We start from the raw sequence: 19,331 nt of genomic DNA, 5'->3' as shown, positions 1-19,331 counted from the left end.
TCAGCAGCCGAGTTGGTCTGCGAGATCGAGGAAGTCGGTGGCGTTGATGTCGAAATCTTCGTCGAAGGAAACGTCCACGTCACCACCTTTGCCGAACTCGAGCGGACGTGCGACGAAGGCAGTGCGGAAGCCCAGTGCGCCCGCCGCCTGAATGTCGTACTTGTGGCTGGCGACCATCATGATCTCGGACGGCTCCAGTCCCAGATACCGGGCGGCCATGCGATACACCGTGGGGTCGGGCTTGAACGCGCCCGCCATCTCGGCGGTGAACACCGCATCCCATGGCAGTGCGGCGCGCTTCGACATATTCACCACTGCGGCGACATCGGCGTTCGACAATGTCGCGATCGTGAATTTGCTTGCGAGCCTCTTCAATCCGGCGACGACATCGGGCCAGGGTTCGAGTCGCTGCCAGGCGAGGGTGAGATCGGCGCGTTGGTCGGGCAATAGGTCGATGCCGTAGTCACCCAATAGGCCGTCCAGCGCGTTGGCGTAGACCGAATGCACGGTGACCCAGTTGTCTCGGGCGGGCTTCGCCTTCCGCAGAATGGCGAAGTACTCAGCACGCCAGTGGTCTACGAAACCGGGCCAATCGATGTGGCGGTATCGAGTACCACCGATGCGTCGCGCTTCGGCGCAGACGGTCGAATGAAAGTCCGTCGCCGTACCCTGTACATCGAAAAGCAATGCTCGCAACACAATTCGCACCTTTCACACTTCCTACGCGCGCCGGACGATCAGGTAGCTGCGCCGACTCGGATGTTCGGTGTCCGGATGCGGTTCACGGTCCAGGCGCGCCTCCAAGACCAGACCAGTCCTCGCCAAGGCCTCGGATTCCTTCGCCGGGTCCAGGTAATGAAAGGTGAGGTCAACCTGGTGGCCCCACCAATCCGTCAGCGTCTTGGTTCCGCCAACCGGAATGTCCGCATCGCTGGTGTGGAATGCGATGAGCGCGTGACCACCCGGCCGCAACACCCGCGCGAACTCCGCATAGGCCGCCGCACGCTGCCGCTCATCCAAATGAATCACCGCATACAGACAAACCAACCCCGTCAACGATTCCGCCCGAACCGGCAGCGCAGTCATATCGCCCGCACCAACCGCCACCGAATTAGCCTGCCGCGCCACCCCGCACATCGCGGGCGAAAGATCCATCCCAATCACCCGCGCCCCACGACCCGCAAGATACGCGGTGATATGCCCAGGCCCACAACCGATATCCGCAACCACACCTTCGTTGGCGAGTTCGGCGACCACCTGCAACAGCCCCCGATCCAACGGCTTCCCCCGCAACTCATCGCCGAGTTCATCGGCATAACGCTCGGCCACCAGGTCGTAACTGTGTCGCGCGCCGATCATCCAGCCAGCGTAGTTCGGACCCGAACCCCGCGCCTGCCGTGAAGGTGGACTGCCGCAGTCCGCATCCACGGCGACGCCCACGGGCGGAGAACGCCACAACCACTGCGCAACACGATGCCCGACCAGCGGTGTGATCGTCGTGGCGGCACGCCGCGACCGGAGTCGCCGAGTATCCACCGCTCACACATTCGACAACTGGGTGTGGGCCGGTTTATGCACACTGGTAGGGCTTGAACAGGACCGCATCTTTTCCAGCGCTCACTCGAAGCTGCGCGCGGTCTCTACCAGAAGGCCGCCCGCATCGCCGATTCCGGCAACACCACGGCGACAAGCTGGGGCAGTTCCAGCAGTTGCGTGACGGAAGACCGACAGCTCCCGACAGCGCCGACGGCTCCCGCCGATTGGTGCGGGCGCCCTGATGCGCTACAGCCGCTGTCCAGTAGAGCTCGACGGTTGCGGCGGCTCCGGTTGCGTCATCACCGCCGCTCGCGCTATCACCACAGGCGCGGACAGCACAGTCGGGCCGGGCACAGACCGGGCCAGGTTGGTGAGACCGAGGTCTGCGCCAAGCCGACCCCCGTCGATTCACCGCACACACGACGCCAACCGCCACGGCCCACAGTGTGACGACCATGCATCACATTCCCGCACCCGCAAACAGCGAACCAGTACCACCGCCGCGCAGTCGCCCCGGCGTAGACACCACAGACATCCACAACGTCGGCTGTGCGGCAAGGCCCGCACAGCCGACCGGCTGAGCGTGCGCCGGATTCACCGCCACGGCCCACACCGTGACGGCCGCGCATCGGATTCACCGCACTCGAAAACGGCGAGCCAGCACCACCGCCACGCAGTCGCGCCGGCGCGGACAGACATCCACAACGTCGGCTGTGCGGCAAGGCCCGCACAGCAGACCACCTGAGCGCGCGTCGGATTCACCGCACGCCCACGACGCGCAGTCGCCACGCCGCACACCGTGACGACCGCGTGTCACATTCACCGCACCCGAAAAACAGTGAGCCGCCAGTCCGATGAACGGGTGCGGGCGATGCGGGCGGCGATGGCGAAGTGTTGGCGGCCGCGGTCGTAGGAGGCGAAGACTTCCGCGGTCGAGGCGTCGACCATCATGAGGCTCGCGCGGTATAGCACGGCAACGCCGAGCGTGCGGCCTGGTGCGAGGTCGGCTCGGACTATGGTCCGCACCGCGGAGACCACGGCGGGCGTGGCCATCCTGGTGAGTTGGGCGACAGGGCGGCGGTGGTCGAGTATCTCGAGTGCCAACCGCAGCGCTCGTTCGATGAACTGCTGTGCCGTCGAATCCAATTCGACGACCGGAGGCAACTCTGCATGCCCGGCACTGATCGCCCGCCGCACACCCGGCGGACCGGATCGTCCAGTCTGATCATTCCGCGGTAATGGCGTACGGCAAGGCGACGCACGCGGCGGATCATCGAATTCCGCGCGGCTCCCAGCCGGACGGTACGGCAACAACGGCGGCTCGGTCCTCGGCGCATACGAAAGCCCCGACGAATGCCTCTCCATACAACACCCCCATTGAATTCGAACTAACACCCCCAAGCTCGGACCCCGCCAGCATTCCACGAATATCACCCCAGGTAAACCACCCAAGCGACCGCTCCGCCGCAACGCACGATCAAGATCAGGTGGCATTGGTAGCGGAGGCTTCTCGGCCGATGCCTGCACAGTTTCCACTTGATCTTGATACGAGTCAGGGGGAGATGCGGGCTAGGGTTTGGAGGGGGTCGGTTAGGACGTCGGCGAAGGCTAGTTCGGCGGCGCCGATCAGGGGGGCGTCGTCGGCTAGGGCCGAGGTGCGCAGGCGGACCCGCTCGCGTACTGCGAGTAGGCCATTCACTGCGAGTCTGCTGCGGACCTGCGCCGCGGAAGCAAGATAGATCTCGCGGAGCACGCCACCGAACACGACCATCGTCGGATTGAAGATATTGACCAGGTTGGCGACGCCGTACCCGAGCCAATCCCCAACCTGGTGCAAGGCATCTCGGGCCGTGGCATCCCCGCGCGCGGCAGCATCCACGATCGCCTCCACCGCCGCACGCCCGGTGAGATCCGTCCGCCGGGCGGCCGCAATCAACGCGAGCTCGCCCGCCTCAGCCTCCAAACAGCCATGCGACCCGCAGGTACACGCCCGCCCACCCGGATTGACGATCATGTGCCCGACCTCGCCCCCATAACCACCCTCACCGCCGAGCAGCTTGCCGCCCATGATGATTCCGCCCCCGATACCGACCTCGCCATGCAGATAGATCATGTCCGCGACCCCGACGCCGACACCGCGCTCCCGTTCGGCAAGGGCACCGAGGTTGGCATTATTACCAACCACGACGCGCAACCCGAGACGCTCCGAAAGCAGCGCCCCGACCGGCACATCCACCCACCCGATATTCGGCCCGTACCGTACGACCCCGTCCTGCTCACGCACCATCCCGCAGAACGCGACCCCCACACCCACACATACGGTCTCGGGCCCGGATCCGCGAATCATGTTCTCCGCGAGGTCCACCAACGCGCCGATCACATCGTGCGGATCGAACGCGCCACTGGGACGGCGCGTCTCCCGCCGATCGAGAATCACGCCCCCCAAACCGACCCGAGCCACCGCGAGCCGATCCGCCCCGACATCCAGCGCCACCCCATAAACCCGCTCCGATTCCGGCCGCACTACCAGCGACGGCCGCCCCGCCTTCCCTGTCTGCCCCGGCAACTCCTCGCTGATCAGACCGGCCGCGGCGAGGTCGGCGGTCAGCGCCAGAATGGTGCTGCGATTGAGCCCCATCCGCTCGGCGAGCGTCGTCCGCGACATGGGTCCGCTCGAATGGACATGCCGCAGCAGCACGGCGAGATTCTGCCGCCGGATCTCGTCCGGGGAAGGTGCAGCTCTCATTCGGGCGAACCTCCTCCCGGTCGCTAGCGACTGCTTGCAGGTCGCTCGAAATAATCAGTTGGTCAACTTCCTGGCAACGCACGCTTGCGCGACAGTGCATCCACTCCCGCTGCCAACAACAGAACGAATCCTGTCACAACGAATTTTGTGCCCGCGCTGTAGCCCATCAGGCCCATTCCGTTATTGATCACCGCGACCACCGCCGCACCGAGCACCGCGTCGAGCATCCGACCGCGCCCGCCGAACAGACTCGTACCACCGATCACGGCCGCTCCGACAGCGGTCAGCAACACATCGCTGCCGCCGGTATTCGGATCGACGGAGTTGGCCCGCGATGCCGCGATCAGCCCACCCACCGCCGCCATTGTGGAACACAGTACGAAGGCACTGATTTTGATCCGATCGACCGGAATGCCAGCTCGCCGAGCCGCTTCGGCACTGCCACCAACCGCGTAGATATGTCGACCGAAGGAGGTGCGGTTGAGTACGAACGTCCACAGCAGCAGTAGCGCAACGATCAACGGAACCACGATCGGCATGCCCTCGAGCGAGTTGATCGCAGGGTTGCGGCTGCGCTCCTCATTGAGGATCAGCACCGCCGCACCCGCGACCACGGCGACCGCCACGATCCGCAGTGCGATCACCGGCGCGGTCTCACCGGTGAGCCCAAGCTTGGTGCGCGCCCGCAACTTTCGGTATTGGATTACCGCGAAGCCGGCCAGCAGCACCACGTACATGATCCAGCCGAGCCAAGGCGGCACATTCTTATTGGCGATCGCGACGATCGTCTCATCGTGGATCGAGATATTGCGCCCGTTATCCATGATCTTCAGCGCGACACCTTGCAAAGCCAGGAACGCCGCCAGTGTCACCACGAACGAAGGGATTCCGATCTTCACCACGATCGTGCCGATGGTCAGCCCGATCGCAACCCCGGTGAGCAGCGAAACTAGAACCGCTGCATACCAAGGCCATCCCTTATCGGTGAGCAATACCGCGAGCACCGCAGCACACACACCGCTGGCGAATCCGGCCGACAGATCGATCTCACCGAGTAGCAATACGAAGATCAGTCCCATGGCGATCACCGCAATGGCCGCGCCCTGGGTCAGGAGATTCGCGAAATTGCCCTGCGTCATGAATACCGGCCGCGCGATCCAGAACACCACCGACAGCACCGCAAGCGCGATAATCGATGGCAGCGCGCCCATATTCCCGCTGCGTACCCGTCCGACATACGAGTTGACCAGCTCGGTCACCGGCGAGGACGTGGCCTCGAACTTATCCGTAACCGCGGCGCTCATACACTTGCTCCATTTCCGAGGCCGAGACTTCCGCTGCGCCCTGCGGTGATCAATTCGACGACTTGCGCGTGCGTCACGTCGGCGGTAGGTACCTGCGCCGCCATCCGTCCGAGATACAGCGCGGCGATCCGATCAGAGACCGCGAAAACATCGTTCATATTGTGCGAAATCAGCACTACCGCAAGGCCTTTATCGGCAAGTCGACGAACCAACTCGAGCACCTGCTGCGTCTGCGCGACACCCAGCGCGGCCGTTGGCTCGTCCAGAATCACCACTTTGCTATTCCACAGCACGGCTTTCGCGATCGCGACCGTCTGACGCTGACCGCCGGACAAACTGGCGACCCGCTGTCGTACCGACTTGACCGTCCGAACCGATAAGCCCGCCAACGTCTTTCCGGCCAGCTCCTCCATCCCGTATTCGTCGAGGACCAGGCCGTGTTTCTTCTCCCGGCCGAGGAACATGTTCTGCACGATGTCGAGGTTGTCGCAGAGCGCGAGATCCTGATAAACGATCTCGATCCCGAGATCGGCGGCGTCGCGCGGACTGTGCACCCGCACCGGCTTGCCCTCGAACAGGAATTCACCCGAATCGATCGGATGGGTGCCGCCGATGCACTTGACCAGGGTGGACTTGCCCGCGCCGTTATCGCCGACCAGCGCCGTCACCTCACCCGAGTATGCGGAGAACGCGACCTCGTGCAAGACATGGACGGGACCGAAACTCTTGTCTATCCCGCGTAATTCGATGACCGGGTTATCCGGCATGGGTGCAGCTCCTCAAGTTGGGGCGCCCCTTCCGCGGTCCCCTCATCGAATCGCGGAAGGGGCGAGGTAACACGATCAGCGGACCCCGTTATCCGCGCAGAGCTTGGCGAATTCGCCGGTGCACAGCTCGGCCTTGGTGACATAGCCGTCCGCGACGACGTCGTTCACGTTCTCCTTGAAGATCGCCTTCGGTTCCAGCAGCACCGCAGGCACCTTCGCCTTGGCTTCGGGATCGTCGACGCTGCTGTTCGCCTCGCCCTTCTCGCCCTTCGCGAGTGCGATCGCCAACTTCGCGCCCGCATCGGCCTCCAACTCAATGGCCTTGTAGACGGTCATGCACTGATCGCCCGCGAGCACGTTCTGCAGGCCTTGGACCGTGGCATCCTGGCCGGTCACCGGGATCTGGCCGTTCAGCTTCTGCTTCTTCAGTACCGCGATCGCGGCGTTGCCGAGCCCGTCGTTGGCCGCGACCACGCCGCCGAGGTTCGGTGTGCCGGTAAGCATTTGCTCGAAAATGGTGCCCGCTTTGGTGTTATCCCACTCCGGCACCGCCTGATCCGGCCCCTTCGCATACTCACCGGAGTCGAACTTCGGCTTCAGCACGCTGTCGTAGCCGTTCTTGAACAGCGTCGCGTTGTTATCGGTCGGGCCACCATTCAGATACGCGACGATCGGATTGACCGCCTTCTTATCGGTGAGGCACTTGGCCAGCCCGTCGCCCATCAACTTGCCGACCTTGACATTGTCGAACGACACATAGAACGGTGCCCCGCCACCGAGAGTCAATCTGTCGTAATCGATTACGGTCACACCCTGCGACTTCGCCTTCTGGATCACCGCCTTGCCGGTCCCGCTGTCGAGGTTGGTGATCATGAGCACCGAGGCGCCATTGGTGATCATCTGATCCGCGATGGTCTGGAAGGCATTCTTATCCCCCTGCGCATTCTGGATATCCGCCTTGATCCCCGCCGCGTCGAACGCCGCCTGCAGATACTTCCGATCGGCGGTCTCCCACCGGGCCGACGTCTTACTGTCCGGCAGGATCACCCCGATCTTGGCGCCCCCACCCCCGGAGTCCTTGTTGTCGTCCCCGCAGGCAGTGAGCGAGGTGAGAAGCGCGACCGATACGGCCGCAATGCCGAGGATCCCCTTACGCATGAGGGTGAGCCTTTCGTCGAACCACCGCCCGATCAGACCGGGCAGTCGAGCAAGAGCGAATGTTGTTCGACACAACATATTGCACTGTGACCCGAAGCACAGCCGTTTCGCAAAGATATTTGTTGTTTGCGATAACAATCGGGTTTCGGCGGGCCACGCTTCGGCGCAGCGCCCCATGCACCACCGCCGCGAGACCCGCTCGCAGCGACCAGCAATCCCAAGGTCGGGCAGAAACCGCTGTATCTCATTGCGCTAGGGCCAGCGTCACCGGTCGGGTCGACCACACTGTCGCGGCGTTCCTCCGCGCACGCGGCTGACGCTTCGAAGGCATGCCGCTGGCGGCGGGAGCGCTACTTCATTACTTCAGGGAAGCGTTCGAGTGCACAGGGCTGCCGTTGGGACGCGGAATTGGCCACGCGTCACGCCGAATGCGGACGCGTTTGCCCAAGCCGTGCCGCAACGCGGGCCCAGCAACTGATCAGCAAGGCCGCCTCAAACGATGACTACACCATCCTTACCATCGCTTAATATTACAAACAATGGTAAGATTTTATATATCGACGTTTAATGGCCATAAGGAGCGCCATGAGGTGGCCCCAGCACCGACAAGAGGAGCGCGCCTGGAATCCCCGCCAGCGGCAGGGTTCACGGGCTGACCGCACCCTCGATCGCATTACGGTATCGATTCCGGCTCCGATCGCCGACCTGCAGTACGACACCATAGGCGCTGTCGCCCGCACCCATGAAGCCGCGGTGATCGCTATCGCCCGCCTCGAGGCCGGCTTCGGAGAACATCTCGCTCCCTTAGCTGATTTCCTGCTGCGCAGCGAGTCCGTCGCATCTTCGAAGATCGAGCACATCGATGCCGGTTGGCGGGCCTTCGGCAAAGCACTCGCCGGAGGCAAGGCGAGTGACGAAGCGAAGTCACAGTTGGCAGCGGTCAAGGCGCTGATCGCCATGGTCAATGCCGCCGGGACCGGACCGATCACCCTCGACAGCCTCCTCGCCGCGCACCGGCTGCTGATGGCGCCCGACTACTACAGCGCCCGCGACGCAGGGCATTTCCGTGATGTGCAGAACTGGATCGGCGGCAGCGACTACACGCCGATCGACGCGCTGTATGTCCCGCCACCGCCAGAACTCGTATCCGAATTAATGGATGACCTTCTGGTATTCGCCAACCGCACCGACCTGCCGATCCTCGCGCAAGCCGCGATCGCGCACGCACAATTCGAATCCATCCATCCGTACACCGACGGCAACGGCCGCATCGGCCGCGCGCTCATCAGCGCCATCCTGCGCCGCCGCGGCCTGACCCAGCGGGTCACGGTCCCCCTTGCGTCGGTCATGCTTGCCGACACCGGGCGCTACTTCGCACAACTGACCGGTTATCGAGAGGGGCGCGCGGACGAATTCGTCGAGTACGTCGCCATCGCCGCGATCCATTCCAGCGAAGCTGCAGCAGATTCCGCCCGAGCGCTGGCCGAACTGCCTGCGCACTGGCGCGCGGTCGCACGCCCGAGAGCGAATTCGGCAGACGAGTCGCTCATCGCCGCTCTACTCGACACTCCGATCTTCAACGCGGACACCGCACAACAGATCACCGGCACCACCGACACCAATGCCTACAAGGCACTGGCCCGCCTGACCGAGGTCGGCATTCTGGAAGTCCTGTCGGCCGGCAAGCGGGATCGGATTTGGGCCGCGACGGACGTGCTGGCCGAACTCGACGCCCTCAACGCCGCCATCGGCAAACGCACTGCTGAGCATCGGTGATCATCGGCAGTGCCGACACGCGGCCCGAACACTGTGGCGCGAACAGATACATCGCGCGCCGCGTCGGCGAGTAGCGTAATTCCATTCGATGCCGACGCGGAGGACACCACCGATGACCATCGGAATCACCAAGATCCGCCAAGTGAAGCTGCCCGTGACCGACCTCGAGAAGAGCGTCGCCTGGTACCGGGAACTCCTAGATCTGGTACCCGCCTTCGAGTTCTTCGAGAACGGCGCCGTGCGTGGTGTCGTCCTCCTCGAGCCGAATGCCGACCTGCACATAGCGTTACGTGAACGCCTCTACTGCGCCAGTCGCCCCCACTTGAACGACTTCGACGCCTTCGCCCTCCGAGTCGACTCACTCGTCTCCTTCACGAAGCTGATCGAACGTGCCGACCGCCTAGGCGCATCACATAGCGAGATCCACGACCGCGGTCCGTACGGCGCGGCACTCGACATCAGCGACCCGGACGGCACGGTGATCCGTTTCCTCTACGAACCCGATGACTACCCCACCGGCTTCGCCGGACTGGAATTCGGCCCCGATGGCACGCCGAGCGGATACCGGGAGCCGCGCCTCGGCAGCGATCCGTAATCAGCGATCGGGCAGGGACCGAACTCGCCGCTGCACAGACGATCAAAATTACCGGCGGAGAATCGCCTGGTGACATAGCCGGAGACGGGGGACGTTCCAGGCTTGTCCGACGCAATATCGTCGAACAGGTGGTAGGGAGGACACGTGGTGGATAAGTGTTCGGTTGGGACCTCTGGTCGAGCTCGGTGGCGGGAGCATGGCGAGTGGCGAGGGGTGGTTCGGAGGGAACTTCCTGGCGGGCAACCTGTTTGGGTGGTCAGTGGGTACGACGAGGTGGCGGGGCTGCTGGGGGATGCGCGGCTGAGTGTGGATAAGCGGTATTCGGGGGGTGGGTATTCGGGGTTTTCGTTGCCGCCGGTGTTGGATCGGAATCTGCTGAATTCGGATGGGTCCGAGCATGGGCGGCTGCGGCGGCTTGCGGCTCCTGCGTTTTCGCGGAGGTCATCCGATTCGCTTCGGAAGATGGTTCAGCGGATCAGTGCGGCCACGTTCCAGAAGTTGGACGAAAAGGCGGGTGGCACAGTCGATCTGTTGCAGCAGCTCTGTGTTCCGGTGCCCGCGCTTGTGATCGGTGAGTTGCTCGGTGTGCCCGCTGATCGGTATGGCGATTTGCGGGATGCCGCTACTGCGATGGTGACGTTCGATGCCTCGTCGAAGGAGTCCGCGGTTCGGCTGGCGGAGGCGGTCGAGTGGCTGGCGGGGACGTTCACGAGGGTGGTGCGCGCCAAGCGGGATGAGCCGGGGGATGATCTGATCAGTGGGTGGGTGCGGGCTCGGGATGACGCGGATCTGTTGTCCGAGGATGAGTTGGTTTCGCTGGCATTTTTGATGATGTTGGCGGGTCTCGAGAACGCGGTTCATTTGTGCGGCAACATATTTGCCGCACTGCTTGGAACGGATGATCCGTTGGCGATCTGGTCGGCGCGGCGGGCGGATACCATGGCGGCTGCCAATCCCCTGCCGTTCGCGATTCGGCGGTTCGCGGTAGAGGATCTGATGATCGGCGGCCGCTCGATTCCCAAGGGCGACACCGTGTTGCTGTCGCTGTTCGGGGCGGATTCGGATCCTGCCCGCGCAGGGCGGCCAACCCTGATGTTCGGGCGTGGGCCGCACTATTGCTTGGGCGCGCAGGTCAGCGACATGATCGTCGATGCCGTCGTACCGGGGTTGTTCAAAAGGTTTCCGCGAGCGCGGCTGGCGATTCCGGAGCCCGAGTTGGAGTATCGCGCGTCTTGGCGCTCGCATGGGCTGGTCGAGTTGCCTGTGCGGCTTCGGGATTGACGACGCGGAGCTGTCTGGACCAGTGCCGTGGACGATCTCATCGCGACCGTACTTACCGCTGGCGAGCGGGGCGCACTGGGCAGCGAAGCATCCGTGGCCGCATCAAGCTGTCGTGTCCGGAACAGCCACTGCGAGATCAGAAACTGCATCGCTGGAATGCGTGAATCAGCGTCCAGCGCTGGAACTTTCACACCGACCGGGCCCGATGTTCCGCGACATGAACCCGATTCGAACACCGCGTCGAGCAGAACCGACGTCGACCATTGCGTGACGTATCGACGAAAACCGAACCGCATCCCTCGCGAGCGCAGCGCCCGATGCGGCCGGGATCCTCACAGAAGAGCTCCGCGAGCCCGGCGGCGGTATACGCCTTGACGCGCTCGTCGATCGGGGCCTCCTCGCGGGCGTAGTGCAAGTGGGGCGCGCGGCCGTCGTGGGTGGAGATGTAGGGCTGGCTGGTGGTCTCGGCCAGTAAGGCGTTGAGCAGGTCGACGCTCGGTTCGGTGAAGACCTCGCCGAGCCGCACTATCCAGCGGCGCAGTTCGGTGGTCTGGCGGGCGTTGAGGGTGCCGAGTGGCTTGTATCCGGAATCGGCGAGCAACTGCAGCAGGTCGTGCCGCGGGTGCGCGTTGACCAGGCGTACGGCGAGTTCGGCCGCCGCGCCTCCGTAAGGGTTGAAATGCACTAAGTCATTACATCAGGCTGGATGCATGATCGCTACCTGCCCGTCTTGCTTCTGGTCGTCCCCTACCCTCGTGTCGTCGCACGGCGCGATCAGCTACCTGCGCTGCATCTGCGGGCGGTGGCTGATCAGTGAGAACGGGTCGGTGGTCGCACTGGCGGGGACCAGCACGATGGGCCTAGCTGCCCGCCCGCCACGCGGGGGCCAGCACTGACCAGACCTCCACATCGAGGCGCTGTCCCCGATGTGGGTAAAACTCCCGCAGCACACCGTCTTTGGTCATTCCCAACCGCCGCGCCACCGCGATGCTGGCGCGATTCGGCGACGCCACCAACCACTCCACGCGGTGGATGCCGCGCTCCTGGATTGCCCAGTCGATGATCACCCGGGCGGCCCGTGTGGCCAAGCCACGGCCCGCGGCCGAGGGCTCGAGCCAACAGCCCGCCTCGGCGACGCCGAGCGCGAGATCCATCGTCCGGAACAGGACGCTGCCGACCAACTCGCCGTCCAGCCGGATCCCAAGGATCCGGCCGGTGTCGGCCACCGCTTTCTCCGCATATTCGCGCAGGTAGGTGCGGCTCGATTCTAGATCCGTTACGGCGTCGGCAACTTTGATGTATTGCCCGATGGAGTCCCGCCCCCGGTCCATGTGTTCCAGGAACTCCGCGGCATGCCGCGGTTCGAGCGGTGCCAGTTCGGCGCCGTCCGCGCCGAGGGATATCGCGAACATCGTTGACCTTCCGTGGTAGCTAATGCCGGACCCGGCGCCCTCCCGTGGCTTTGTCGCGGTACATCGCGGTGTCGACGGCGTGCATCATTTCATCGATGTCGGTGGGGCGGTCTTCGGCGAAAACCATTCCGATGCTCGCGCCTACGACCACGGGCCGTCCGGACACCTGCATCGGCGTGGCGAGGCTGTCGCGCAAAAGCGTGGAAATTGTCTCCAATTGCTCTGTGCCAGTGCACTTCTCGACGAGCACGATGAACTCGTCGCCGCCGATTCGCGCGACCAATCCGCCAACGGGTTCGACGGATGCCCGAAGTCGATGGGCGACGTCGCGCAGCACCCGATCCCCTACCGTATGCCCCCACACATCGTTCACTTCTTTGAACCCGTCGAGGTCCAGATAGCAAACACCAACTGGCGGAATGGCATTGGCCAGTCGATTGAAGAACAGGACGCGGTTGGGTAAGCCGGTCAGGCTGTCGTGGTTGGCATCGTGCCACAGCCGGTCGGCCAGTTGTTTGCGTTCGGTGACGTCGACGGCGACACCGATCAGGAAGCGGACCTGCCCACTGCTGTCGCGGACCGCGGACATGGACAGGTCGATGCTGGTGATGGTGCCGTCGCGGCGGAGATGGTCGGTTTCGAGGCGAAATCTGTCCGTCCGACCGCTGAGCAGGTGCTCCAAATTTGCGTATGCGTCACCGATATTCGCGGGACCGAGCAATTCCGCGACCGACCGACCGGGCATCATCGCCGCGGGTAGTCCGAGCATATCGGCCATGGCCGCGTTCACCTCCAGTACCCGACCGGTGACGTCGACCGTCCCGATCCCCACCGACGCTCCCGCGAAGACCGCTTCGAACCTGGCCTCCGACAACTGCCTTCGCACCTCGGCCTCCTGCGCGGCCGAAAACGCCGCTGCGAGTGTGGTTTCCTGCTCCCCTAACGCCGCGTTCCGCAGCGCTGAGGTGAAGCCAGCGGCGAACTCGGCAGCGACAACTATTGCACGCTCGCGAACTACCAGGTAATCGGATTCGGTTCCGATTGGGCAGATTTCACGAACCATATCCCGGCAGATAACCAGAACCGAACGGCTGACAGCGATCTGATCACGATAGTTGGCCGCGACGAGCACCGCGGCGGCGTCCTGGGCAACCGTGATCTCCCGCACCCCACGCAGGGCCGCGACCAGCACATCGGCGAGTTCGGCTAGGAGAGTTTCGATTTGGCTTCGGGTGAGGATCGGAGCGACAGCGCCGTCGAGCGCATCCGCCCATCGCATTGCCAGCTCACGCGTCCCCACACCAACCCCCTGCCACGGCTCCGGTCAGACCTTCCGGCCGACGCCCGCCAGGCCGAGCGATCGGCCCGGCGTCTCGTATAGGTCGCGTTCGGATTCCGGTCGCCAGGCGGGTAGCTCGACGACGCCGGGCTCGACAAACTCCCACCCGTCGAACATCGCGGAGATGGCGTCCTTCGAGCGGAAGTGAATGCCGACGTGGGTCACATCGGCCGCATTGCGACCGAGCTTGCCCGCATCCTCGGGGCGCAGCTCCGATGTCAGGTGCGAGATCGCGACGTAGCTTCCGGCGGGGACGGCCGCATGCAGCGCGCGAACCTGCTCGACCGGCCGGTCCTCGTCGGATAGCAAGTGCAGCACCGCAATCAGCAACACCCCGACCGGTTGCTCGAAATCGATGAGGCCGGTCGCGCGGACGCGGGCGAGCAGCGTGTCGGGCTTGCGCAGGTCGGCTTCGATGGCGGCGGCCTTGTCGTTGTCCACCAGAATCGCGCGGGCGTGGGCGACCGCGACCGGATCGATATCGGCGTAGAGCACGCGGATCTCCGGATCCACCGACTGTGCGACCTCGTGCACATTGCCCGCGGTCGGAATGCCCGATCCGATATCGAGGAACTGCCGCACCCCGCGGTCTGCCAGGAAGCGGACCGCACGGCGCAGGAAGGCCCGGTTGCTCAGCGCCAGGCGGGGCAGGTCGGGCACCAGTTGTTTACCGGCCTCGGCGGCCTTGCGATCGATATCGAAGTTGTGTGAGCCGCCCAGCAAGGCGTCATACATCCGTGCCGGGCTCGCCTGTTTCATATCGACGCTTTCGGGCGCCCATGCCGGCCTGTCCATCGCATCCCCTCTGCACTCACCATCGGACCAACCCATCCAGGTCCGCACCGCCGGATACCGCGTTGTTGATCACCGAATGGTGCAGTCCGCATAGTAGTCGGGCCGGTCGGTCCGAATGATCACGAATTCGCCACTGTTGATCTGGGCCTACGACGGGTGAGCCATATTCACACATGCGCATGAGTGCAATATCGGCTACGCTGTCGAACGCCAGCAATATCAAGCGAAAGGGGCGTTCGACTATGGGCGAGCAGTGCGTGTCGCCGAAGCGGTCGGCAGCGGTGGTCAGCGAGGCTGAACCCATGGATCATGACCGCTCGCATGACCCCGCACACTCCGGCCATTCGGACAAACACGGCCACAGCCACGACCACGGCGTGGCGGCGGATTCGAATCCGCGCTGGCTGGCCATCGCACTCGGCTTGATTGTCGCGTTCATGGTGGCCGAGGTGGTCGTCGGCCTACTGGCGCAATCGCTCGCACTGATCTCCGATGCGGCGCACATGCTCACCGATGCCGCCTCCATCGTGCTCGCGATGATCGCGATCCGGCTGGCTCGACGTCCAGCGCAGGGACGATATACCTACGGGTTCAAGCGGGTCGAGATCCTTTCGGCGCAGGCCAATGGCATTACGTTGCTGCTGCTCGCGGCCTGGTTCGTATACGAGGGCATCAATCGGCTGATCAATCCGCCGGATGTCGAAGGGCCGCTGGTATTGCTCACGGCGCTGGTCGGGATCGTGGTGAATATCGCCGCCGCGTGGAGCATCAGCCGCGCCAACCGGACCAGCCTCAATGTCGAGGGCGCATTCCAGCACATCCTCAACGACCTCTACGCCTTCATCGGGACCGCCATCGCGGGCGCGGTGGTGTGGCTGGCCGGGTTCGCCCGCGCCGATGCAATCGCGGCGCTGGTGGTGGCGGCATTGATGATCAAGGCGGGCTGGTCGTTGGTTCGGGAATCGGGGCGGATATTCCTCGAGGCCGCGCCAGCCCATCTGAATCCAGATGCCATCGGAGCGCGCATCGTCGCGGTCCGGCAGGTGCGCGAGGTCCACGACCTGCACGTCTGGCAGATAACTTCCGGACAAGCCTCGCTGTCGGCGCATGTCCTCGTCGACGATGCCGCCGACTGCCATGCGATTCGTTCGACGATCGAGACCGTGCTGCACGACCAATTCGGGTTGGAACATACGACTTTGCAGGTGGATCACTCATCGGACCTGAAGGTTTCCGCCGATGATGCGCACTGCGCTGAAGCACATGGGCCGGTGCATCGGTCCTGATCGCCCGTTTGACCTTCGAGCTACCTGAGACTCCATGATGAGCGGGTGACAGGCGATGGGTTGATCACGATCGGCGGGTTGGCGCGAGCCTGTGGGCTAACGGCCAGTGCGCTGCGGTTTTATGACGATTGCGGGTTGCTGGTTCCGGTTCGGGTGGATGAGGTGACCGGATATCGCTACTACAGCGACGCGCAGATCGATCGCGGGGTGATGATTCGGCGGCTGCGGGGAATCGGGGTGCCGCTCGAGGTTGTTTCGGAGATTTTGAATGCCGACGGGGCGCGGGCCGAGCGGTTGCTCGACGAGCATGTGGCGGAGCTCGAGTGGCGGGCTCGGGAGGCGGCCGCGGTTGCGCGGGTGATCAAGGAGGAGATCGGGGCGGGCGTGGTGTTGTCGGCGGCAGTGTTGGCGGCGGCCATCGAGCAGGTGCGGTCGGCGGCGGCCTCGGATCGCGACATACCGGTGCTGGCTGGGATTTTGGTGGAGTCGGGTGCCGATTCGGTGACGTTGACGGCCACGGATCGGTATCGGCTGTCGACGCGGGCGATGGCGCCGGTGCGGCCGAGTGGTGGGGCGTGGTCGGTGGTTGCCGATGCGGCTGAGTTGGATGGAATCGGTTCCTGGCTGCGGGGATCGGATGAGGTCACCGTGCGTACTTTGGACGATGCGCTCGTCCTGACCGATGGTAGCTCCGAGCGTCGGTGCGGCACCATCGATGCGGCGTTTCCGGATTATCGGGCGATGTTGGCGGGGCTGGGTGCGGTTCGGACGCGGGTGGTGACGGGGCGGGATGCGTTGCTCGCAGTGCTCGAGGCGGCCGGTTCGGCGTCGGTGTTCTTCGCCGTCGATCAGTCCGGGCTCTTTGCGACCTGCGATGGACAGCTCAGTTCGGCCGGCTATCCCGAGCGACTTGCGCGCCTGCACATTCCGGCAACCGTTACCGGGCCGGGTATCGAACTTGCCTTTTCCCCCAGGACATTACGTCCCGCATTGGTGAGTGCGATCGGTCCGGAAATCATGGTCGATATCGTTGCGGCCGACGCACCCGTGGTCTTTCGTTCCGCGACGGACGGTGAGTTGACCACGCTCGTTATGCCGACTGCCATTACGAATTCGAAGGAGTACGGCGCATGAATGCCGCTGGTGCAACCATGGCCGCCATCACAGAGGCGGTCGAGCTCGGGCGAACAGGCTCGCCGGAGGTCGCACGGGAGGCGCTGCTCGGGATATGGGCGGCGCTCGGTCCGCAGGGTGATCCATTGCACCGGTGCATGTTGGCGCACTATCTCGCGGATCTGTATGACGATGCGGCACAAGCGCTTTGCTGGGATGTTCGGGCGCTGGACGCGGCCGACAGTCTGACCGATGAGCGGTTACGCCGCCACGATGCGAATCTGGACGTGCGGGGTTTCTACCCGTCGCTGCATTTGAATCTGGCGGACAACTATCGGCGGCTCGGGTCATTCGATGCGGCGCGGCGCGAGATCGACGCGGCGCGCGGGTGTGTGGATGCGCTCGGCGATGACGGTTACGGGGCAATGATCCGCGCCGCCATTGATGAAGTCGCCGAAGCGATTCGCATACGAACGACCGTTCGACGTCCCTCCGCTCCGAATGGACGTCGGTAGCAGGAACCGCCGGACTGAACGCCATGGGTACCGGTTTTCCGTGCCCGCAGCCGGGAGCATCGTGTCGTTTGCTGTGCAAGACTGCACTGGTGGCCGAGACCGCTGAACTAGTTACCAATGTTTCCGACACCGCCCGCTGGGTGGCCGCCTTCCGTGCCACCGAATCCGCGCGCCCGGACGCCCTCTTTCACGATCCCCTCGCCGACCGAGTCGCCGGGGAGAGGGGCCGCGCCATAGCCGCCCACACACCGCGCTTGATGCTCAATGGCTGGAACCTGGTCACCCGGACCAAACTCATCGACGACCTGATCCTGAAGACCATCGCGGAGGGCTGCGATCGGGTGGTCAATATGGCCGCGGGGATGGATACCCGCCCGTACCGTTTGGATCTGCCCAGCGAATTCCCTTGGATAGAGGCCGATCTCCCCGAGTTGGTCGCCGAGAAGAACGAGCTGCTGAACGGAGAGTCGCCGCGCTGCGCGCTCACCCGCAAGGCGGTGGACCTCGCCGATCCCGAGGTGCGGGGACAGTTCCTGGACGAGGCCCTCGCGGGCGCGCAGCGTGCGCTGGTGCTCACCGAGGGGCTGATCTACTACCTCTCCGACGACGATGTCGTCAGCTTGGCCGCCGCGCTGGCTCGTCCTGAAATCGCTTGGTGGGCATTGGATGTCAATAACCAGGCGATTGTGAAGCGGATGAGTAAAGCCACCACCAAACTGCTGGCCAATGCCCCTTGGCAGTTCGGTCCGGTCGACCCGCTTGGCTTCTTCGCCGACCTCGGCTGGACGGCCGACGAGGTGGAACCTCTGGCCTCGGCGGCACACCGGTTCCACCGGCTGCCCTGGTTCATGAAGCCGACCACACTCTTCCCGCAGCCGGATCCACGCAAGCCGCTCGAAAACTCCTGGAAGCCTTGGAGTTCGGTGGTGCGGCTAACCCATGGATAGTAGCTGGCTACGTCGCCTGTCCCCCGCGTCGGCGACTGAATCTCATAAACTGATTTGTTTTCCGCATGCCGGCGGCTCCGCCATATCGTTCGGCCCATTGGCCGAATGCGTCGGGCCGGAGTACGAGGTTTTCGCTGTCCAGTATCCGGGGCGACAGGACAGACGACGTGAACCGCTCGTGGGAAATATTCCGGACCTCGTCGACGGCCTGCTTCCCGGGCTGATAGCAACAGTCGGGGACGCCGAGGACTTTTCCTTGTTCGGGCACAGCATGGGGTCTGTCGTCGCTTTCGAGGCATGCCGGCGGATCGAGCACGAATCGGGAGCGAGCCCTCGGGTACTGTTCGCCTCCGGTCGGCGCGCGCCTTCGGCAGCGCAGCCCGAGCTACGGGTGCACCTGCTGAACGATCGGGAACTCGGTCAGCAGCTACTGCGGTTCGGCGGTACACCTGCGGCGTTGCTCGAGGATCCCGAATTCCGACAGCTGATCCTGTCGATCGTCAGGAACGACTATCGAGCCATCGAGACCTACGAGTGCGGTGCGGACGCGATGGTCAGCAGCCCTATCGTCGCGATTGCCGGCGACCGTGACCCCGATGCGAGTCTCGCGGAAATCGAGGTATGGGGCTCGCACACCACTGGAAGCTTCTTCGCGAAATCATTTCCAGGCGGTCATTTCTTCATCGATGCGAATCGCCACCCGATAGGACAGCTGATTCGCGATCATTGCGCCCGAACGCTCTCGAACTAGAGCCGCAACG

General features: G+C 64.1%; 19 protein-coding genes. 8 read left to right on the top strand and 11 right to left on the bottom strand.

Annotation, left to right across the window (positions count from 1 at the left end):
* The 7 genes from ACQP2U_RS06600 to ACQP2U_RS06570 all read right to left on the bottom strand — a co-directional run bounded on the left by ACQP2U_RS06600 (nt 1) and on the right by ACQP2U_RS06570 (nt 7,511).
* Nucleotides 1-708 carry a haloacid dehalogenase type II gene (locus ACQP2U_RS06600; protein ID WP_433713852.1) on the bottom strand — a complete coding sequence of 236 codons (708 nt, stop codon included), beginning with the start codon at nt 706-708 and terminating at the stop codon, nt 1-3.
* Between the two features lie 12 nt (nt 709-720).
* Nucleotides 721-1,359, bottom strand: coding sequence for a class I SAM-dependent methyltransferase (locus tag ACQP2U_RS06595; protein WP_433713851.1), 639 nt, complete (start codon nt 1,357-1,359; stop codon nt 721-723).
* A gap of 996 nt (nt 1,360-2,355) precedes the next feature.
* A complete protein-coding gene (locus tag ACQP2U_RS06590; protein WP_433713850.1) occupies nt 2,356-2,700 on the bottom strand; it encodes an Rv3235 family protein in 345 nt (114 codons plus the stop codon).
* 388 nt (nt 2,701-3,088) lie between these two features.
* Nucleotides 3,089-4,282, bottom strand: a complete 1,194-nt coding sequence (locus ACQP2U_RS06585) for an ROK family protein (RefSeq protein ID WP_433713849.1) — start codon at nt 4,280-4,282, stop codon at nt 3,089-3,091.
* A gap of 62 nt (nt 4,283-4,344) precedes the next feature.
* Complete coding sequence (locus ACQP2U_RS06580) at nt 4,345-5,586, bottom strand: sugar ABC transporter permease (protein ID WP_433713848.1); 1,242 nt, start codon at nt 5,584-5,586, stop codon at nt 4,345-4,347.
* Nucleotides 5,583-6,353, bottom strand: a complete 771-nt coding sequence (locus ACQP2U_RS06575; RefSeq protein ID WP_397035130.1) for an ATP-binding cassette domain-containing protein — start codon at nt 6,351-6,353, stop codon at nt 5,583-5,585. The genes ACQP2U_RS06580 and ACQP2U_RS06575 overlap by 4 nt, the downstream gene beginning before the upstream one ends.
* Before the next feature lie 75 nt (nt 6,354-6,428).
* Nucleotides 6,429-7,511: a sugar ABC transporter substrate-binding protein gene (locus ACQP2U_RS06570; protein WP_433713847.1), complete on the bottom strand. Its 1,083-nt coding sequence runs from the start codon at nt 7,509-7,511 to the stop codon at nt 6,429-6,431.
* A 585-nt stretch (nt 7,512-8,096) separates the two neighbouring features.
* Between ACQP2U_RS06570 and ACQP2U_RS06565 the strand changes: the two genes are divergently transcribed.
* The 3 genes from ACQP2U_RS06565 to ACQP2U_RS06555 all read left to right on the top strand — a co-directional run bounded on the left by ACQP2U_RS06565 (nt 8,097) and on the right by ACQP2U_RS06555 (nt 11,163).
* The gene (locus tag ACQP2U_RS06565) at nt 8,097-9,287 is read left to right on the top strand and encodes a Fic family protein (protein ID WP_433713846.1); all 1,191 of its coding nucleotides are present in this window, start codon (nt 8,097-8,099) and stop codon (nt 9,285-9,287) included.
* Between the two features lie 112 nt (nt 9,288-9,399).
* On the top strand, nt 9,400-9,882 hold the full coding sequence (locus ACQP2U_RS06560) for a VOC family protein (protein ID WP_433713845.1): 483 nt from the start codon (nt 9,400-9,402) through the stop codon (nt 9,880-9,882).
* A 462-nt stretch (nt 9,883-10,344) separates the two neighbouring features.
* Nucleotides 10,345-11,163 (top strand): cytochrome P450, encoded by an 819-nt coding sequence (locus ACQP2U_RS06555; protein ID WP_433713844.1) that lies wholly within the window; start codon nt 10,345-10,347, stop codon nt 11,161-11,163.
* A 187-nt stretch (nt 11,164-11,350) separates the two neighbouring features.
* Here the strand turns inward: ACQP2U_RS06555 and ACQP2U_RS06550 are convergent, their stop codons facing one another.
* From ACQP2U_RS06550 to ACQP2U_RS06535, 4 genes are all read right to left on the bottom strand, one after another.
* Nucleotides 11,351-11,848 (bottom strand): CGNR zinc finger domain-containing protein, encoded by a 498-nt coding sequence (locus ACQP2U_RS06550; RefSeq protein ID WP_433713843.1) that lies wholly within the window; start codon nt 11,846-11,848, stop codon nt 11,351-11,353.
* Nucleotides 11,849-12,023: 175 nt separating this feature from the next.
* A complete protein-coding gene (locus tag ACQP2U_RS06545) occupies nt 12,024-12,575 on the bottom strand; it encodes a GNAT family N-acetyltransferase (protein WP_433713842.1) in 552 nt (183 codons plus the stop codon).
* Between the two features lie 19 nt (nt 12,576-12,594).
* Entirely contained in the window at nt 12,595-13,875 is a 1,281-nt protein-coding gene (locus tag ACQP2U_RS06540) for a diguanylate cyclase domain-containing protein (protein WP_433713841.1), read from the bottom strand.
* A 24-nt stretch (nt 13,876-13,899) separates the two neighbouring features.
* Nucleotides 13,900-14,709: an SAM-dependent methyltransferase gene (locus tag ACQP2U_RS06535; RefSeq protein ID WP_433713840.1), complete on the bottom strand. Its 810-nt coding sequence runs from the start codon at nt 14,707-14,709 to the stop codon at nt 13,900-13,902.
* Nucleotides 14,710-15,011: 302 nt separating this feature from the next.
* Here ACQP2U_RS06535 and ACQP2U_RS06530 point away from each other — a divergent pair, with 302 nt between their 5' ends.
* The 5 genes from ACQP2U_RS06530 to ACQP2U_RS06510 all read left to right on the top strand — a co-directional run bounded on the left by ACQP2U_RS06530 (nt 15,012) and on the right by ACQP2U_RS06510 (nt 19,321).
* Nucleotides 15,012-15,995: a cation diffusion facilitator family transporter gene (locus ACQP2U_RS06530; RefSeq protein WP_433713839.1), complete on the top strand. Its 984-nt coding sequence runs from the start codon at nt 15,012-15,014 to the stop codon at nt 15,993-15,995.
* Between the two features lie 45 nt (nt 15,996-16,040).
* The gene (locus tag ACQP2U_RS06525; RefSeq protein WP_433713838.1) at nt 16,041-17,129 is read left to right on the top strand and encodes a MerR family transcriptional regulator; all 1,089 of its coding nucleotides are present in this window, start codon (nt 16,041-16,043) and stop codon (nt 17,127-17,129) included.
* Nucleotides 17,126-17,623 carry a hypothetical protein gene (locus ACQP2U_RS06520; RefSeq protein WP_433713837.1) on the top strand — a complete coding sequence of 166 codons (498 nt, stop codon included), beginning with the start codon at nt 17,126-17,128 and terminating at the stop codon, nt 17,621-17,623. The genes ACQP2U_RS06525 and ACQP2U_RS06520 overlap by 4 nt, the downstream gene beginning before the upstream one ends.
* A gap of 89 nt (nt 17,624-17,712) precedes the next feature.
* Nucleotides 17,713-18,570 carry a class I SAM-dependent methyltransferase gene (locus ACQP2U_RS06515; protein WP_433713836.1) on the top strand — a complete coding sequence of 286 codons (858 nt, stop codon included), beginning with the start codon at nt 17,713-17,715 and terminating at the stop codon, nt 18,568-18,570.
* Nucleotides 18,563-19,321 (top strand): thioesterase II family protein, encoded by a 759-nt coding sequence (locus ACQP2U_RS06510; RefSeq protein WP_433713835.1) that lies wholly within the window; start codon nt 18,563-18,565, stop codon nt 19,319-19,321. Before ACQP2U_RS06515 ends, ACQP2U_RS06510 begins: the two co-directional genes overlap by 8 nt.
* Nucleotides 19,322-19,331: the final 10 nt, after the last annotated feature.

It is taken from the genome of Nocardia sp. CA-084685 (genome assembly GCF_050955785.1).
Classification (GTDB): Bacteria; Actinomycetota; Actinomycetes; order Mycobacteriales; family Mycobacteriaceae; genus Nocardia.
Note: the sequence above shows the minus strand (reverse complement) of the source record. Positions and strands in the feature narration are given on the sequence as shown.

Bases quoted from the DNA above. Each gene is read 5' to 3' on its own strand.
- ACQP2U_RS06595 (WP_433713851.1), bottom strand. From the start codon at position 1,359: ATGATCGGCGCGCGACACAGTTACGACCTGGTGGCCGAGCGTTATGCC.
- ACQP2U_RS06585 (WP_433713849.1), bottom strand. From the start codon at position 4,282: ATGAGAGCTGCACCTTCCCCGGACGAGATCCGGCGGCAGAATCTCGCC.
- ACQP2U_RS06580 (WP_433713848.1), bottom strand. From the start codon at position 5,586: ATGAGCGCCGCGGTTACGGATAAGTTCGAGGCCACGTCCTCGCCGGTG.
- ACQP2U_RS06575 (WP_397035130.1), bottom strand. From the start codon at position 6,353: ATGCCGGATAACCCGGTCATCGAATTACGCGGGATAGACAAGAGTTTC.
- ACQP2U_RS06570 (WP_433713847.1), bottom strand. From the start codon at position 7,511: ATGCGTAAGGGGATCCTCGGCATTGCGGCCGTATCGGTCGCGCTTCTC.
- ACQP2U_RS06565 (WP_433713846.1), top strand. From the start codon at position 8,097: ATGAGGTGGCCCCAGCACCGACAAGAGGAGCGCGCCTGGAATCCCCGC.
- ACQP2U_RS06560 (WP_433713845.1), top strand. From the start codon at position 9,400: ATGACCATCGGAATCACCAAGATCCGCCAAGTGAAGCTGCCCGTGACC.
- ACQP2U_RS06555 (WP_433713844.1), top strand. From the start codon at position 10,345: ATGGTTCAGCGGATCAGTGCGGCCACGTTCCAGAAGTTGGACGAAAAG.
- ACQP2U_RS06545 (WP_433713842.1), bottom strand. From the start codon at position 12,575: ATGTTCGCGATATCCCTCGGCGCGGACGGCGCCGAACTGGCACCGCTC.
- ACQP2U_RS06535 (WP_433713840.1), bottom strand. From the start codon at position 14,709: ATGGACAGGCCGGCATGGGCGCCCGAAAGCGTCGATATGAAACAGGCG.
- ACQP2U_RS06530 (WP_433713839.1), top strand. From the start codon at position 15,012: ATGGATCATGACCGCTCGCATGACCCCGCACACTCCGGCCATTCGGAC.
- ACQP2U_RS06520 (WP_433713837.1), top strand. From the start codon at position 17,126: ATGAATGCCGCTGGTGCAACCATGGCCGCCATCACAGAGGCGGTCGAG.
- ACQP2U_RS06510 (WP_433713835.1), top strand. From the start codon at position 18,563: ATGGATAGTAGCTGGCTACGTCGCCTGTCCCCCGCGTCGGCGACTGAA.